The organism is Deltaproteobacteria bacterium (assembly GCA_016874735.1).
Lineage (GTDB): Bacteria > Bdellovibrionota_B > Oligoflexia > Oligoflexales > CAIYRB01 > CAIYRB01.
In genome coordinates this window covers 29,311-44,169 of record VGTI01000008.1, presented here as the reverse complement: position 1 = coordinate 44,169, position 14,859 = coordinate 29,311, and the positions used below count along the sequence as shown (strand labels likewise).

The 14,859-nt window shown below is 52.3% G+C and carries 15 protein-coding genes and 1 tRNA gene; 12 read left to right on the top strand and 4 right to left on the bottom strand.

The window, feature by feature from the left end; all coding sequences use genetic code 11:
* The first annotated feature begins 5 nt into the window (after positions 1–5).
* The 7 genes from FJ146_06540 (at position 6) to FJ146_06510 (ending at position 8,551) form a co-directional block, all read left to right on the top strand.
* On the top strand, positions 6–206 hold the full coding sequence (locus FJ146_06540; GenBank protein MBM4251610.1) for a hypothetical protein: 201 nt from the start codon (positions 6–8) through the stop codon (positions 204–206).
* Positions 207–301: 95 nt separating this feature from the next.
* Complete coding sequence (locus FJ146_06535; GenBank protein MBM4251609.1) at positions 302–1,297, top strand: hypothetical protein; 996 nt, start codon at positions 302–304, stop codon at positions 1,295–1,297.
* A gap of 125 nt (positions 1,298–1,422) precedes the next feature.
* Complete coding sequence (locus FJ146_06530) at positions 1,423–2,136, top strand: ABC transporter ATP-binding protein (GenBank protein ID MBM4251608.1); 714 nt, start codon at positions 1,423–1,425, stop codon at positions 2,134–2,136.
* A complete protein-coding gene (locus FJ146_06525; GenBank protein ID MBM4251607.1) occupies positions 2,133–3,410 on the top strand; it encodes an ABC transporter permease in 1,278 nt (425 codons plus the stop codon). Before FJ146_06530 ends, FJ146_06525 begins: the two co-directional genes overlap by 4 nt.
* Positions 3,411–3,427: 17 nt before the next feature.
* Positions 3,428–3,910, top strand: a complete 483-nt coding sequence (locus tag FJ146_06520) for a DUF3299 domain-containing protein (protein MBM4251606.1) — start codon at positions 3,428–3,430, stop codon at positions 3,908–3,910.
* A 56-nt stretch (positions 3,911–3,966) separates the two neighbouring features.
* Complete coding sequence (locus FJ146_06515; GenBank protein MBM4251605.1) at positions 3,967–6,267, top strand: hypothetical protein; 2,301 nt, start codon at positions 3,967–3,969, stop codon at positions 6,265–6,267.
* The gene (locus tag FJ146_06510; protein ID MBM4251604.1) at positions 6,257–8,551 is read left to right on the top strand and encodes a hypothetical protein; all 2,295 of its coding nucleotides are present in this window, start codon (positions 6,257–6,259) and stop codon (positions 8,549–8,551) included. Before FJ146_06515 ends, FJ146_06510 begins: the two co-directional genes overlap by 11 nt.
* Here the strand turns inward: FJ146_06510 and FJ146_06505 are convergent.
* On the bottom strand, positions 8,532–9,161 hold the full coding sequence (locus FJ146_06505; GenBank protein ID MBM4251603.1) for a sulfoxide reductase heme-binding subunit YedZ: 630 nt from the start codon (positions 9,159–9,161) through the stop codon (positions 8,532–8,534). The genes FJ146_06510 and FJ146_06505 overlap by 20 nt on opposite strands.
* The gene (gene msrP, locus FJ146_06500; protein ID MBM4251602.1) at positions 9,161–10,123 is read right to left on the bottom strand and encodes a protein-methionine-sulfoxide reductase catalytic subunit MsrP; all 963 of its coding nucleotides are present in this window, start codon (positions 10,121–10,123) and stop codon (positions 9,161–9,163) included. Before msrP ends, FJ146_06505 begins: the two co-directional genes overlap by 1 nt.
* Before the next feature lie 107 nt (positions 10,124–10,230).
* Here msrP and FJ146_06495 point away from each other — a divergent pair, with 107 nt between their 5' ends.
* Positions 10,231–10,578, top strand: coding sequence for a histidine triad nucleotide-binding protein (locus FJ146_06495; protein ID MBM4251601.1), 348 nt, complete (start codon positions 10,231–10,233; stop codon positions 10,576–10,578).
* A 10-nt stretch (positions 10,579–10,588) separates the two neighbouring features.
* On the opposite strand, the gene FJ146_06490 is transcribed toward FJ146_06495, so the two are convergent.
* A complete protein-coding gene (locus tag FJ146_06490) occupies positions 10,589–11,230 on the bottom strand; it encodes an HAD family hydrolase (protein ID MBM4251600.1) in 642 nt (213 codons plus the stop codon).
* A gap of 169 nt (positions 11,231–11,399) precedes the next feature.
* Positions 11,400–11,476: transfer RNA gene (locus FJ146_06485), tRNA-Gly, on the bottom strand.
* Positions 11,477–11,528: 52 nt separating this feature from the next.
* Here FJ146_06485 and FJ146_06480 point away from each other — a divergent pair.
* From FJ146_06480 to FJ146_06465, 4 genes are all read left to right on the top strand, one after another.
* Positions 11,529–12,092, top strand: a complete 564-nt coding sequence (locus FJ146_06480) for a hypothetical protein (protein MBM4251599.1) — start codon at positions 11,529–11,531, stop codon at positions 12,090–12,092.
* Between the two features lie 88 nt (positions 12,093–12,180).
* Entirely contained in the window at positions 12,181–12,810 is a 630-nt protein-coding gene (locus tag FJ146_06475; protein ID MBM4251598.1) for a MotA/TolQ/ExbB proton channel family protein, read from the top strand.
* Positions 12,811–12,831: 21 nt separating this feature from the next.
* Positions 12,832–13,257 carry a biopolymer transporter ExbD gene (locus FJ146_06470; protein MBM4251597.1) on the top strand — a complete coding sequence of 142 codons (426 nt, stop codon included), beginning with the start codon at positions 12,832–12,834 and terminating at the stop codon, positions 13,255–13,257.
* A gap of 71 nt (positions 13,258–13,328) precedes the next feature.
* Complete coding sequence (locus FJ146_06465) at positions 13,329–14,858, top strand: hypothetical protein (GenBank protein MBM4251596.1); 1,530 nt, start codon at positions 13,329–13,331, stop codon at positions 14,856–14,858.
* The last annotated feature ends 1 nt before the right edge of the window (position 14,859 follow it).

Below are 14,859 nucleotides of genomic sequence, written 5' to 3'. Positions count from 1 at the left end.
CGGTTATGACGGCAGAAAACCAAGCGACAGAGCCGGTGAAATTTGTGGAAGCCTCCCCCGATGACCATGTGCACGGTCCCGGCTGCCGCCACCACCATCACAACCATCACCAGGTCGAGACCTACGTGCGTGCCGAACCCAAGGTCGGCCGCAACGATCCTTGTCCCTGTGGATCGGGTAAAAAATCCAAAAAATGCTGTCACTGAACTTCGCTGCTTTTGGCGTAAGTCGCTGATTCAATTGGTTGACTCAAGTGAAATCTGAGTTTAGCCGATGCCTCCTTTAGGGGGGGCGGCAGGTCATGACCGAAGTCAAACTGTCTAGTGCTGAGAAGGCGGCTATCCTGCTCCTGAGTTTAGGGGAGGACGTAGCCAGTCAGATTATCGGGCACCTGCAGCCGGCCGAGGTAAGCCGCATCGCGGCAGCCATGAGTCGGCTGGGACAGGTTGACGGCTCGGTCGTCCAAATGGTGTCGGGGGAGTTTTACCAGACATTAGTCAATTACCGGCCGCAGCTGACCGGCACGCCGGAAGCCGCGCAGCGTATTCTGCAGCTAGCCGGGCGGTCGCGTGAGGCTGCTACCTTAGTGAGTGAGGCAGCGGTCGCATCTCAGGAGTTAGCTGAACTAGTTGGTGAAATGGCACCAGAGGCGATGGCCAAATGGTTACAGGCTGAGGCTCCTCAAACCATGGCTGTGGTGCTCGCGCACTGTCTACCCCAGCAGGCAGCCAAAGCGATCGGTTTACTGCCGCCAGCCCTGCAAACGGAGGCAGTCCATCGGTTGGCCAAGCTTGGTGATGTCGATTTGGCAAGTTTAAGAGCTGTCGCTGAGGCTCTGAAGGAGAGTCGCAGCCGTTCTCAGATCGCCGCACACGCGGTCGGGGGTCCAGCCAAGCTGGTTGGGCTGCTGCATGTCATGCCACAGGCTCAGGCTGAAAAACTTATCGTAGATATAGAGGGGCGTGACCCCACAATGGCGGCGCAACTCCGCAGGCAACTCTTCACTTTCGCCGATCTAACCCGCCTCAGTGATCGCGACATGCAGGCTCTGCTGGCCCAGGTGCCCGCGGCGACTTTGCGCCTGGCCCTGAAACAGGCAGACGACGCTACCAGTCGGCACATCTATAAGAACCTCTCCGAGCGTGCCGCAAAATTACTACGCGACGATGTCGCAGCTCTACCTAAAGTGCGCCTGCAAGAGGTTCAAGCCGCCCAGCAACAACTCGCCGATTTAGCTCAGGCTCTAGCGGCTGACGGCAAGATTACCATTATGAGTAAGGACGAAGTCTACGTTTAGTCTGTGGCGGAGCACAGTTGTACCGAAGCAAACTAATTTCGTAGATTTTTTTCGGACTGTGCATTAGTGACAGGCCTACGGGGCTAGCCATTAGGGTGACCAAAATCCTCAGCTTCGAGGCGCATTTGAACCAAGCGATTCCGGCAATCGAAATCAGCTCGCTTAAGTACTCCTACAAAGCAGGGCGGGAGATTCTTGATATTCCCGCCTTCAAGGTGAGTCGGGGCGAGCGAGTCTTTATTCACGGCCCAAGCGGCAGTGGCAAGACCACCTTGCTTGGGCTTCTGTCTGGCATCATTAGCCCAGACAGTGGCCAAGTCGCCGTCGATGGTGTCGCACTGGGCGGCATGAGTGCGCGATCGAGAGATCTATTTCGCGGCGATCATATCGGTTACATATTTCAGATGTTCAATCTGATTCCTTATCTTGATGTCATGGATAATATCATCCTGCCGTGTACGATCAGCAGAGCACGCCAGGCTAATCTTGCAGGAGCCTCGCCCACTGCAGCTGCCACGGCACTAGCAGTACGACTCGATATCAAACATCTCCTGCATAAGTCGGTAACTGAGCTTAGTGTCGGTGAGCAACAGCGCGTAGCAGCTGCCCGCGCTCTTATCGGAGCTCCGCGACTACTCATTGCGGATGAACCTACTTCAGCATTAGATGTCGATCACCGTGATGAGTTTATCGCGCTCCTCAGTTCGATTGCCGATGACTCCCAGGCGACGGTGATTTTTGTCAGCCATGACCAAAGTCTAGGGCGCCATTTTCATCGCAAGTGCTCGCTTCCTGCCCTGAACCGGATAGCGCAGCGTTTTAGGGAGCAACGTCCGTGATATTGTGCAAACTTGCATGGAAATCCTTGGCCATGCGGCGCCTAGTCACCAGCTTGACGATCCTGTCGATTGGGCTCTCGACGGCGCTTTTGATGCTTGTAGAACGGATTCGCGTCGGTGCCCATGCAAGTTTCACCGGCGCTATCAGTCAGACTGATTTGATCGTGGGCTCGCGCGGGGGCACTTTGCCGCTGCTGCTCAATGCTGTTTTTCATATCGGCAGTCCGACGGCTAACATGAAATTTGCTACTTTTAAAGCGATTCAAGCCGATCCGAAAACGGCCTGGGCGGTGCCGATCACGATGGGGGACAGTCACCGAAGCTACCGTGTTGTGGCAACGACGTCTGATTTTTTCAAACATTTTCAGACGCGACGTCAGCAAAAACTTGAGTTTGCCGCGGGGGGATTTAGTGCCGATGCCGGGAGTGGCGATCTCTTCGCCGCGGTCATTGGCAGTGCTGTTGCGCGCCGCCTAGATTACGGACTTGGTGAAAAGCTAGCGCTCAGTCACGGCGTGGGTGAGGTTTCTTTCCACAAACACGAGGATCATCCGTTCCATGTGACCGGTATTTTGCAGCCGACGGGTAGTCCGGTTGACCGAACAATCTTCATACCTTTAGCGGGACTCGAGGCCATTCATCATGGTTGGGAAGACGGAGCGCCTCCGCGACGTGATCAAGCACTAAGGACGTCTGAGTTGGCGGCAAAGAATTTTGCTATCGAAGAGATTTCGGCCGTCTTTGTTGGTGCTAAATCAAAAATGGATATTTTGACGATGCAGCGTTTTTGGAATGACTTCAAAACTGAGCCACTCACGGCAGTGATGCCTGGTGTGGCGTTGGACGAGCTTTGGCAGGGGTTAGCTTACGGCGAGGATGCTCTAAGGCTAGTTGCTGTATTTGTGGTCTTAGTCGGTCTCACCGGGATGCTGGTATCCGTTTACAATTCCTTAAGCGAAAGGCGTCGGGAGATGGCTATTCTCCGAAGTTTAGGCGCCACGCCCGGACTCATTTTCGGCCTCCTTGTCACTGAAGCTGGGATACTGGTCGGTTCTGGCGCAGTGCTAGGGATCATACTCACGCGGGTTTTACTATGGGTGATGCAGCCCGTTGTGGCTAATCATTTCGGGTTTCATCTTGCGGTTGAATCGTTCTCGTCCGTCGAGATTTTTTATTTTGGCGCCATAATGATGTGCGGACTCATTCTTGGTGCGATTCCCGCCTGGCGTGCCTATCGCCACAGTTTAAGTGACGGACTGGTGATTCGCTTATGATTCCTTTGCGCAAAAAAATGGTTCTTTGTTTACTAGCCGTGATTCCGGTGTTGGTGCTAGCTGGCTACTGGACTTGGCATATACTGAGCGCGGAGTCAGAGCCAGTACTGGCCGATGATGCCTACCAAGAAGTCGACTGGCTGCAGCTGCGTGAGCTTGATTTAGTGACGGGAAAGATCCCAGCAGCCTTAGCTAAACTTGATGGTCAACCGGTCAAGGTACCGGGATTCGTCGTGCCGCTTGAAGACGATGATCAGGGGCTTTCAGAATTTCTATTGGTACCTAGTCCTCAGGCCTGCATCCATGTGCCTCCTCCTCCGCCCAATCAAATGGTCATGGTGCGGATGAGCAGTGGTCAGGCACCCAAGCGTTCTTGGGGTCCAGTGTGGATCAGGGGGCGGCTCTATATCAGTACGACGGACAGCCAATATGGCAAGATTTCCTACAAGATTCGCGGAGATAGCGCAGCTAAATATGAATTAGCCAACTCCCAAGGCTAGGTCTCCACCTAAGTTCCGCCGACCACCCCTCCGATACGGAGTAGGAGGAGTGCAGCGTGATACGGACTTGGTTCAGAAATCCTCCCGATTGGGCATACCGACTGATGGCGATCTCGCCCGCGTTGGTTTTTCTGACCATTGCACTGGTTGCTCCTGATCCGGCCGGTTTTGATGGTACTTACTACCGTGCAGCGCGCTTCGTTGGGCCGTTAGACACGGACATCAGCTCGATTGACGACATAAAAAACCAACCGGAGTCGGCGTGGGAGGCTAAAGAAGCCAAGCATCACTTCGGAGTTATGGGCAGTGTGCGGCCTGTTTGGTACCGGATCCAAGTCCGCTCCCAGGCGGATCCAAAGCCAATCATCGCGGAAATTGGTTACCATCTGATCCGTAAAGTTGATTTTTATTTGGTTGAGGCCCAAGCCGTGGTTGCGTCGGCTTTCGGTGGCTTAGAGCGTCCGGGTCAAACCGAGTCGCCATTTGCTACCATCAAATTCCTCCCTAGTACCACTCAAGATCGTACTTTGTACCTGCGTCTCGAGACAGACGTGGCAATAGTGGCGCCTCTTTTCATAGGCGTGGAAGCGAACCATCGCGCCCTGATGACCCTTCGGAGTTGGGTCCACGCTGCTATGGCGGGGATTTATCTAAGCTTTTGTATGTACAACCTACTCCTACTCTTCACCGTACGTAAACTGATCTACGCGTTGTTGGTAGCCTCACAGATTGGCAACGCATTCTTCCCACTGTTTTTTAGTGGCCAGATTTTTTACATTTGGCCCGATTTCAGTCGCGATATTTCGGTGCACGTCCTGATCATCGCGGAGATCATTCTGATCCCTCAACTTCTACTGATGTTCCTGAACCACAGTTATGTCGTTAGAGACCTCGGCCGTCATCATCTCAGCTCGTGGGCAAAGTTTGTCATAGCCTTCACGGCTTTGGAGGTTGTGCTTGCCCCCATTTTTAGAGCGTCGCCGATTCTGATCGTGATGGTCACGGTAACTAATGTCGCTGTTTGTACAACAGCCATAGTTGATATCATGCGCTGGCCGATCAGAAGTCTGGTTTACTACAGAATGTTTCTGAGCGGATTTCTACCGGCGGTAGTGATCTCGATGGGTTCCTGGTTAGGCTTCATCCCAGCTAGTTATTTTGCCCATTATTTTGCCGATGCTGGCGTCATCTTTGGTTTCATCTTCCTGTCAGCCGCAGCCACGCATCGCATTCGACAGCTCGAGCTTAAGCATCGTGGCATCGTTCGGTCACTGCGCGGCGAAAGCAACAAATTAACGGAGTCGTTGACCGAATCAGAGCTTAATCTGGCACCGATTAGCAGTCGCGAAATTGATGTCACGATCATGTATATCGATATCATGGCGTTCTCGCTAGTTGCAGACCGTGATGCTTCTTCTGATATATTTGCCGACCTGTCCCGACGACTTAATTCACTGACGCGTCTGATTGTCGCCAACCATGGGGTTATCGATCGCTCGTTGGGTGACGGATTACTTTGTTTTTTTACGGGCAAAAATGAAAGCAGTGCCGGTCATGCCCGCGATGCCTTTCATGCCGCTGTAGCCATTCAAAATATGCTGATAGATGAGGCACTGCGGATAAAAAAACAAGGACAGTACGAAAAGGATTGGTTGCTGCCAGTGCGCATAGGCATCCATTCGGATACAGTGTTACTTGCTAACCTAGGTGGAGGCCTTCGCGTTGACTTTACCATGGTCGGCCATGGCGTCAATTTTGTCAGTAATCTTGAGCAAGCCTGCAGTCCTTTTAATGTAATGATAAGCGCAATGTGCTTCGAAAAACTGGTTGCAAGTGGACTTGAATCTGACGTTTTTTCTCCGGTCAATGTTTCCCTGAAACACCAAAAAAATCTGGCACTAGCTTATGAGTTTAGCTTGGAAAAGACACGGCCTGAGGATCTAAGGACTGCCATATCAGTGTATTTTTCGCAGGTTGGGGTTTTTCCTCGTGAGGCGCGCCATGCGCTTGTTAGCACACAGGTCATCACACTCAAGGCGCCGCATGCGAAGTTTCAGGTGTTAGATTTTTCCGCAAGTGGCATGCGAGTCATTTCCGAGCATTATTTTGCCCAAAAAGTGATTATGGAACTCGAGATTGATACGGGTGTAGAGATTCTTAATCAAAAACTCCGACAAAAATACATGGATCAGTTAGTGGTCGAGGTCCGATGGAGTCGTAAGACCGAGGCTGGATATGAGCATGGCATAAAATTACTTGGCGGCAATAGTAAGCAAGTAGATCTTCTCATTCATGTTTTTTCCACGCACATGAAAGTCGTCCGTGACGCCCCGTTAAGGGGGAATTATGGGACTTAAGTCATCAATGTTGGGAATATGGTCGCGTCTGCCAGCAGTATTTTTTTTGGGGTTGTTACTGCTGGTACCCGATTTTCGGAGTGACATACATCAATCAGTTCCTGTTAATCACTTGGTCTTAGATGGTACAACGACAGACATCGCGCAGGTCATCAGACTTCCCGCCTCGGCCTGGGAATCGACTGATGGCAAAAGCAAAATGAAGCCTGACGGTGGTAAGGTGATCCACTGGTATCGACTGGACTTGGATGAACTCCCTGAGCAAGAGGGGGATTGGATCGCGAGTTTACATGGGGCGAAAATCCTCGATTTTTCACGTATCGATTTTTATCTCGTATCCAATGCGGATATCGAACGCCATATCACTGTGGGAGATGATTACCCGGAAACATTCGCGAGTCAGTCGGACCATGGGTATCATTTTCAGTTTGGTTCTAAGACCGCTGCGTCGACGCTTTATGTGAAAACGGAGTCTCAGGGCGATGTGGCGGTGGTCCCCAAAGTCTATCGTGAGAGTGATTATCGAGTCTATGTCCGGAAATTAACAATTCAGTGGGCAATTCTTAATGGCTGTCTCATTGGATTTACCATTTATGTATTAGTCCTGTTCTTTATTTTGAGAGATTTATCTTTTGCCTATTTGGCAATGTGGTTATCGTCTAATGTAATTATCACACTATATTTTACCCATTTTACAAAAGTAGTACTGCCGCAGCTAGCGATCGGGCGCGGGTTCGAATTTCGTATGGCTGCGGTCGCGTTTGGTCTTTTCTTTGTATTCATCTATCTTTTTGCGGGGAGATTTTTTGACTATAGACGTAACTTCCCCCGCCTCCATCGTTACTTAAAAATCCATCTTTATGTTTCTATTGCTGTGGCAGCGAGTTTTGCCTTTGCCAGTCCAGATATCATTTTTAAAATCGGTCTGCTTGCCACCGGTGGTGCAATTGCGCGCAACTTAATCATATACCAGGGGTACATGAATAAGAGTTTCGTCTTTCTTTTTGCTACAGCGATATCGTTTTACTTAGTTGGTGGCGTGGTCTTTCTTCTCGCTGAAGTTGGAATCTTGGAGTCGACTCAGGTGCGGGAGTGCGCGCTGCATTTTGGGGCTATATTAAGTGCTGCCACATTTTCGTTGTCAATGAGTTTGCGTCTTAGATACATGGAGAATCGCCACAAGCAGATCATCAATGCGTTCCGCAAAGATGGTGATCTTGTGCGACTCAATGCACTGCTCAACGAGTCGTTTTCGGGGCATTTTAATACAAGTCAATTGGATATTTCGATGATATTCATCGATATTGCCTCTTTTTCTGAAATTGCTGTTGGTCAGTCACAAGAGAGAATTTATCAAGAGCTAGCCCTTGTCATGGATGATGTTTTCAAAATCATTGAGGAGCACAATGGTTCGATTGATCGTTCGATGGGTGCTGGGGTTTTGGCTTTATTCGGGTACAAGAGGGTAGGTAAGTCATTCGATCCGTCTTTGGATGCTTTTAAGGCGGCATCGCGGATTCAGGAAATGAATGTGAAACGAGCTCTCGATTGCGGCGACAGTAAGATGATCATGCCGCTGCGCATTGGCATACACACGGCAAGGGTGACGGTAGGTAATCTCGGTGACCAAGACCGTCTTGATTTCACAGTGATCGGCGCTGGTGTTAATTTCGCTAGCCGCTTAAAAGAGGCCTGCAGTCCCTACAAAATCATGGTAAGCGCAGCCGTAGCTGAGCAGCTCCAACTCGCCGAGGTAGATGTGTCCATGTTTACACCCATCTCCATTGCCGTCAAGCATCAGACCAAGTTACTACAGGCATTTGAATTTAATCCCTTTAGCGAGGCGAGGGATTTACTGCAGCGCGCCGAGACTGTGTTTTTGGACCGTATTGGTATGCGCTCGCTAGACCAGAGGTTTAGGCTCAGATCCGGTGGCGCAATCAGGCTCAAGAGCGACGTGGGTGAATTTGTTGTCCAGGATTTTTCGCGTTATGGATTCCGCGCGATCGGTGACCGGCTCCTGGGTCGTCAAACCATTATTTCAACGCGTATTGAGACCTCAGATCCGGCGGTAAATGCATTGTTAGCAGAAGCTTTACTGGCGGAATTCGCTTTGGAAGTGCGGTGGAGTAAACGGTCTGACAGCGGCAACGAGCACGGCTTCAAGATCCACGGTGGTGGATCCAGGCAGTGCGATTTTATATTTAGATCTCTTAGCGCAGCACTAGCCGGACATGAGATACATCAGGCGGTTGATGAGGTAGTTACTGAGGTGGCCTCTTAAGAAGAGGCATACGCATCTTAAGGCTATGTTTGCCAAGACGCAGGAACATCAATGCGGCAAAGATAAACCCATATATGAGCGGTTTGGTGATGTCTGCCTTGACTAGCCACCAATAATGAACAATCGCCAACGTGGTAACCAAGTACACGGATTTGTGTAACATCTGCCACCTCTTGCTCCCCATTTTCTTGATCTGGCGATCAGTTGAGGTAATGGCAAGCGGCACCATCAGGCAGAGTGCGGCAAATCCCGCCGTGATGTACGGTCTTTTTTTGACATCGATCATGGTACCGACAAGGCTTAGTTCTTGGTCAAAAACTAGATAAACACCGAAGTGCAGGGCCGCATAACCAAAGGCTGTAAGTCCAATGAGGCGTCGCATCAGTATAGCTTTGCGCCATTTGAGGAGGAGTTGCACGGGTGTCATGCATAGTGACAGGAGCAGGATCCGTAAGGCCCAATCACCAGTGACGTGAGTCATTCTCTCAACGGGGTTGGCGCCGAGATCATCGTTCATAAAAGCTAGTGCCAAATGAACTAGTGGCAACAAAAGTACTGATAGCAGCACTGTTTTCATCAACAGTAATTTTTGTTTTATGTTGGGACGCATCAATAATCTTTTTTGAGATCCATACCTTGGTAAAGGCCGGAGACTTGGTCGTAGCCATTAAACATGAGTGTCTCGCGTTTAAATAGCTCACCGATACGGCGCTCTTTGGCCTGTGACCATCGTGGGTGGTCAACTTTAGGATTTACGTTGGAGTAAAAGCCATACTCTTCGGGCGCCATCATGTTCCAGGAGGTTACGGGCTGCGCAGTCGTGAAAGTGATTCTGACGATGGATTTTATACTTTTGAATCCATACTTCCACGGAACGACAAGACGCAACGGCGCACCGTTTTGGTTGGGGAGTACTTCGCCGTACAGGCCGACGGCCAGAATGGTTAATGGGTGCATGGCTTCATCGAGGCGGAGACCCTCGCGGTAAGGCCAATCCAAAATTGGGCGCTTTTGGCCCGGCATTTGCTCGGGATTCTGTAGCGTCGTGAAGGCGACAAATTTGGCTTTGCTGCGCGGTTTAGCGGCCTTTATGACATCCGCCAAAGGAAAACCGATCCACGGAATCACCATCGACCAGGCTTCGACGCAGCGCAGCCGATAGATGCGCTCCTCAAGTTTTTGCGGTTTGAGGAAATCTTCGAGTTCATAGGTGCCGGGTTTTTCGCACTCGCCGTCGAGCACTAGTTTCCATGGTTTAGTGCGAAAGCCAGCGCTGAATCTCTTGGGGTCTTCTTTATCGGTACCAAATTCGTAAAAATTGTTGTAGCTCGTGACATCCTTGAGCGGGGTTAGTTTTTCATTAATGGCGAAAGCGTTGTTACGCGTCACACCCTCAAAAGTCTTCGCCGCTTGAGCCTGGTCACTCCAAAACGGGAGTGTTAAGCCAGCTGCTCCAGCTGCGACCGTGCCTTGAGCCAGCCCTGCCATGATCCTGCGGCGATTGAGATAAAGTCCTTTAGGTGTGACATCTTGCTCGCTGGCATGCGACTTGTCACGGATCTTGATCAACATAGCCGAGCTCCTATGATGGGCGGGCCGTTTGGATAGTGAGTCGTGTGGGTTTCGATTTTGGTTCGTTGGCCTATATGCTAAAAGTTTAGCATAGCGTGGAGGCAAATATGGCAGACATCACTATCTTCGATAAAATTCTAAGTCGAGAAATTCCAGCCACTATCGTTTACGAGGACGAATCCGTGTTGGCTTTTCGTGACATTCAGCCCCAGGCGCCAACCCATGTGCTTGTCATCCCTAAAAAGAAGGTGGCCAGGTTTAGCGAGTTGGGCGCACTCCCGGTGCAAGATGTCGGGGCTTTTTTCACTGGTGTGGCCAAGGTGGCTGCGCACCTCGGCCTCGATAAGAACGGCTACCGGATCGTTATAAACAACGGTCGCGATGGTCAGCAGACGGTCGATTATCTTCACGCCCATATCCTCGGTGGGCGTGGTCTCACCTGGCCTCCAGGCTGAGCTTCGAGTCTTAAGAACGTCGCGCTACTCTAGGATGCAGCGCGCTCAGGCGATCGTGGCACTGGTGACCTCCGCTAAGTAGCATGACGTCTATGCCCATCGCTGCGCCCACCTCGAGGTCGTGATCGGTGTCACCAATCAGCAGTACAGATTCTGGAGGATGAGAGATCACCTGCATGAGCTCTTTCCCCCGTTGCAGTTTTGACACGGCATGATGATCGCCTAGGCCATAAACGTGGACGAAGTGATTCCGGATGCCGTGGTTGTCGAGTAGCTTAAGCAAATCGCCCTCGTGATTAGCCGAGAGCATGGAGCAACTCACTCCGCGATCTGCTAAAGCGCCGAGAATATCGCGCACCCCGTCGTATAGTTGCGTGCGGGTGGCCATGCCCTCTTTGTAGCGCGAAATGAAGTGCTTGCTTAATTCCGCAAACGGCACCACATCATAGCGAAAGCCAAGCTCGGCGTAGTAGTCGACGATAGGAAACCGAAAACGCTTTAGATACGCGTTCTTATCTAGCTCCGGTAACCCATGGTGACTAAGCATGGCTGCAATGATTTCGATGCAAAAGTCGACGTCATCAAGGAGCGTCCCATTCCAGTCCCAGATGATGTGCTGTTTACCTTCGAGATGTGGCAGCAGATGCAGCATGATGATGCCCTAGCGATTGTGGTCGATGAAGCCCAATGATCAAAACTGACTTGAGATATTAGGGTGAGATATTGCCGTGAGATTAAATCCTGAGCAATAATTGCCTACTGACCAACTTAGATAACATAGATATTCTATAGAGGGAGATGTGAATCTTCAGGAGAGTTGTTGGAGCGGGAAAGGGGATTCGAACCCCCGACCTTCGCGATGGCAACGCGACGCTCTAGCCAGCTGAGCTATTCCCGCAACAAGGTAGGTGTTTAATTAGAGATCTTGCCCCGATATGTCAAGGTATTAAATGCAAGGAAGTTGGATAAATTGGTGGCGACGTTACCGCGAGACCAAAAATGCCGTAATCACGGCAGTTCCTGGCGTGCCGAGGAGCGTGGCGTCCACTAGGTCCGAGACCCAGCGGGAGCGGCGTCAGGCGGTCGTGAAAGATCGGCCGGTATCCCTTGAGCAACGCTACACGACACTCGAAAGTAGTTTGCAGGCCGACGAGATCTTTTTGCGTCTGAAGCAGAATCTCTATGCCGCTCTCGATGCGCAGGAGGGTGGCCGCACCGTCTTTCGTGAGAGTGGGCGTGTGGCGCCCGGGCGTCCTTACTTTTACCTGAAGCCTGCCGGTGAGAAGGGGTGGCTCTGGGAACGCCAGGGGGCCGGCTGGGTGATCACCAGGGCCGAGAAGATCATAGGCCGCAATCTCTTTCTCCGTGACGAAGAGCCTGTCGATGCGGTGGAGCTCTTCGTAGCCAAGGATCGAGTCGCCATGCCGCGGGTCCGCAGCCAGTCCCTGGGACAAGATCTCCTGGCCATGGCCGTTTACGAGCAGAAGTTAAGAAAGCAGCTAGCCTTTTTTTGACCGGCAAAGTCGAGTATCCTACCGTTAACAGGCAATTAGCAGGATAAGGGCGCAGGTTTGGCCCGCGCCGACATGGGGTGACTAGATCATGGAATTCAATATCGTCGACAAGCTCCTTGGTATCACCCTCCTGGGAACGGAATGGATTCTTTGGCTGCTCGTGGCGCTCAGTGTCATATCGGTCACGGTGATGCTGGAGCGTCTCTTGTTCTTCAGTCGCATGCGGATTGACTTCCCCGCGTTCACCAATGATCTGTCTAAGCTGCTCATTGAAAGGGACAGCGAGGGGATCAGGCGGCTGTGCGCCAATCGCGGCGCTATCGAGGCCCAGGTGGTACTCCGCGGCATCGACTACAGTGCGCGTGGGGTCACGGCGATGCGTGAGAGCATGGAAGGATTCCTGGTCGGCAATCGGCAGGTATTGGATCGCGGCTTGGTGGTGCTTGGTACGCTTGGTAACAACGCACCATTTATCGGTCTATTTGGGACTGTTATCGGAATTATCATGTCATTTAAAGAGTTGTCGGAAAACCCCGCCGGCGGGCCGTCCGTGGTCATGGCGGGGATATCCGAGGCTTTGGTTGCCACTGCTATTGGTCTCATGGTGGCGATACCCGCTGTGATTGCCTTTAACGCCTTCAACCGCGTCGTCAAGAGGCGCCTAGCCAATGCTGAAGCTGTCATGAAGATGGTACTTTCGTCCTACGAACACGGCTGAAAGGCCAGAGTTGGAGCCACCATGGCTGGTAGTGTTAGCGACAGTGATGACGAGATCACAGGGATCAACGTGACGCCTCTTGTAGACGTGATGCTGGTGCTACTGATTATTTTCATGGTGACGGCGACTTACATTGTCAACCGCTCCATCAACGTCAACTTACCTAAGGCCGATACGGGCGAAAACAGCGAGAAAACGAAGAATCTGGCCTTTGTCCTCGACGGCAAGAGCCAGCTCTATTTAGACGGCAAATCAATCTCGTTCGAGCAGGTGCCCGGACTCATCAAAGAGCAGCAGGCTAAAACCGGGGCTGGTCCGCTGAATGCGCTGATTTCTGCCGACAAGGAGACGCCGCACGGGGTCGTAATTAAATTGATTGATACGGTAAGAAAACACGGTATAACCGACTTCGCAATTAACGTCGAAACTAGCGCCGGTGGGTCCTGATCAGGCCACTGGCAACGTAGACGCGGCATCGCGTACCCCCAGGCCCTACTGTAGTGAGCTGACTAGCGGCGATGGGGGGATGTCACATATGGGAGCATCGTCGTTTGAAATTAGTCGCAGCGCAGTCGCAGCAGTCGGCGTCCGGAGGATCCGGCGGTAGATCGCGATTGACGCGCCATGATTGTCGGCGTCATTTAGCCGATCATGCTTTCCGCCTACGTAGCACAGAGTACGGAGACAAGTATCCGCAGTGGCCTGGCCAAGTCGGGCTAGAGATTGAGATGCTACCGGTGCTTGATCGCGGGGGGGCGCCAGTTCCGGCGCCGGTACCCCTGCAAGGTCCGGGCACTTCCATCGCTTCGGTCTTCCGTGGGTCGGCTGGCAGGCGCCCGTGGATCCTCGAAGATACCGACGGCGATAAGGGTGAGTCACTACTTCTGCGCGTGGCTTTGGACGATGGCGATCAGATCACGTTTGAACCCGGCGGACAGGTCGAGTTCTCGTCGCGACCCTATCCATGTTTGGCCGATGCGATGCGCCGCATGACGGCCGTGCAGGATGAGCTCGATACGCTATTTGGCGCCGCGGGGATTAGGCTCGTGCAGGTAGGCGTTAATCCGTGGCATACTCTGGCTGACTTAGGTCTGCAGATGCCCAAGCCGCGTTACCGCGCGATGGATCGCTACTATGCGGCGATCGGTCCCTACGGGCAGCAGATGATGCGCCAGAGCTGCACCCTCCAGGTGAATCTCGACTTTGGTCACGATGAATCCACCATGGTCAGGCGTTACATTGCCAGTCAACTTCTGGCCCCGATTGCCGCGGCGACTTTTGCGTTGTCCCCGGTCGTTAATCGGCAGCCAGCTGGCATCCGTGGTTACCGGACACGGATTTGGCGTCACACGGACCCAACGCATACGGGGATACCGACGGTCGCCACTTTGTCCGATGTTAGCGACGACAAGCTTGATCGTTATTTTAAGCGGGATGTCTTGATTGATGAATATCTTGAGTTTGCGCTGCGAGCCCAGGTCGTCTTCATTGCGGATCTTGACTACCGATGTCCAAATCTTAGCTTCGGTCAGTGGCTGGACCAACCGATTGACGGTGTAAGTCCTACGCTTAACGATTTCATCACTCATCTGACGCTGTTGTTTCCGGAAGTGCGGCCGCGCGGATTCTTGGAGTTGAGATCGGTAGACTGCCAGCCGCGGGCTTTTCAAGGCGTGCCGCCGGCCTACTGGACTGGTCTGCTGTACGACGATAAGACCTTAGATGCTCTGTTGGCGCTGCTCTTGCCCGAGCGCCAGCGTCTCAGCGAGTTGCTCATTAAGGCCGAAGATGGCTTGGCGCATCCGGCGCTAAGAACGCTTGCTCAGGCAGTTGCCGAGCTAGCGCAGTCCGGCTTTTCTGCTTTACCTCCTTGTTTCAAGTCGGATGGTGTTGAGCGCGAACTCCAAGCTTATGTCGGACATTTCACGGCCCGGGGGCGTACGCCGGCCGATGATGTGCTCGACCTATTGCGGCGCGAGAATGCGGCGTTCCCATCGTTCGCCGGCTATCAAGCCTTGGCGGGGGAGTGGGCTAAACTAGTTACATAAA

Excerpts from the sequence above, each read along its gene's own strand:
- FJ146_06540 (MBM4251610.1), top strand. The coding sequence starts at position 6 with ATGACGGCAGAAAACCAAGCGACAGAGCCGGTGAAATTTGTGGAAGCC.
- FJ146_06535 (MBM4251609.1), top strand. The coding sequence starts at position 302 with ATGACCGAAGTCAAACTGTCTAGTGCTGAGAAGGCGGCTATCCTGCTC.
- FJ146_06520 (MBM4251606.1), top strand. The coding sequence starts at position 3,428 with ATGGTTCTTTGTTTACTAGCCGTGATTCCGGTGTTGGTGCTAGCTGGC.
- FJ146_06510 (MBM4251604.1), top strand. The coding sequence starts at position 6,257 with ATGGGACTTAAGTCATCAATGTTGGGAATATGGTCGCGTCTGCCAGCA.
- FJ146_06505 (MBM4251603.1), bottom strand. The coding sequence starts at position 9,161 with ATGCGTCCCAACATAAAACAAAAATTACTGTTGATGAAAACAGTGCTG.
- msrP (MBM4251602.1), bottom strand. The coding sequence starts at position 10,123 with ATGTTGATCAAGATCCGTGACAAGTCGCATGCCAGCGAGCAAGATGTC.
- FJ146_06495 (MBM4251601.1), top strand. The coding sequence starts at position 10,231 with ATGGCAGACATCACTATCTTCGATAAAATTCTAAGTCGAGAAATTCCA.
- FJ146_06490 (MBM4251600.1), bottom strand. The coding sequence starts at position 11,230 with ATGCTGCATCTGCTGCCACATCTCGAAGGTAAACAGCACATCATCTGG.
- FJ146_06480 (MBM4251599.1), top strand. The coding sequence starts at position 11,529 with ATGCAAGGAAGTTGGATAAATTGGTGGCGACGTTACCGCGAGACCAAA.
- FJ146_06475 (MBM4251598.1), top strand. The coding sequence starts at position 12,181 with ATGGAATTCAATATCGTCGACAAGCTCCTTGGTATCACCCTCCTGGGA.
- FJ146_06470 (MBM4251597.1), top strand. The coding sequence starts at position 12,832 with ATGGCTGGTAGTGTTAGCGACAGTGATGACGAGATCACAGGGATCAAC.
- FJ146_06465 (MBM4251596.1), top strand. The coding sequence starts at position 13,329 with ATGGGGGGATGTCACATATGGGAGCATCGTCGTTTGAAATTAGTCGCA.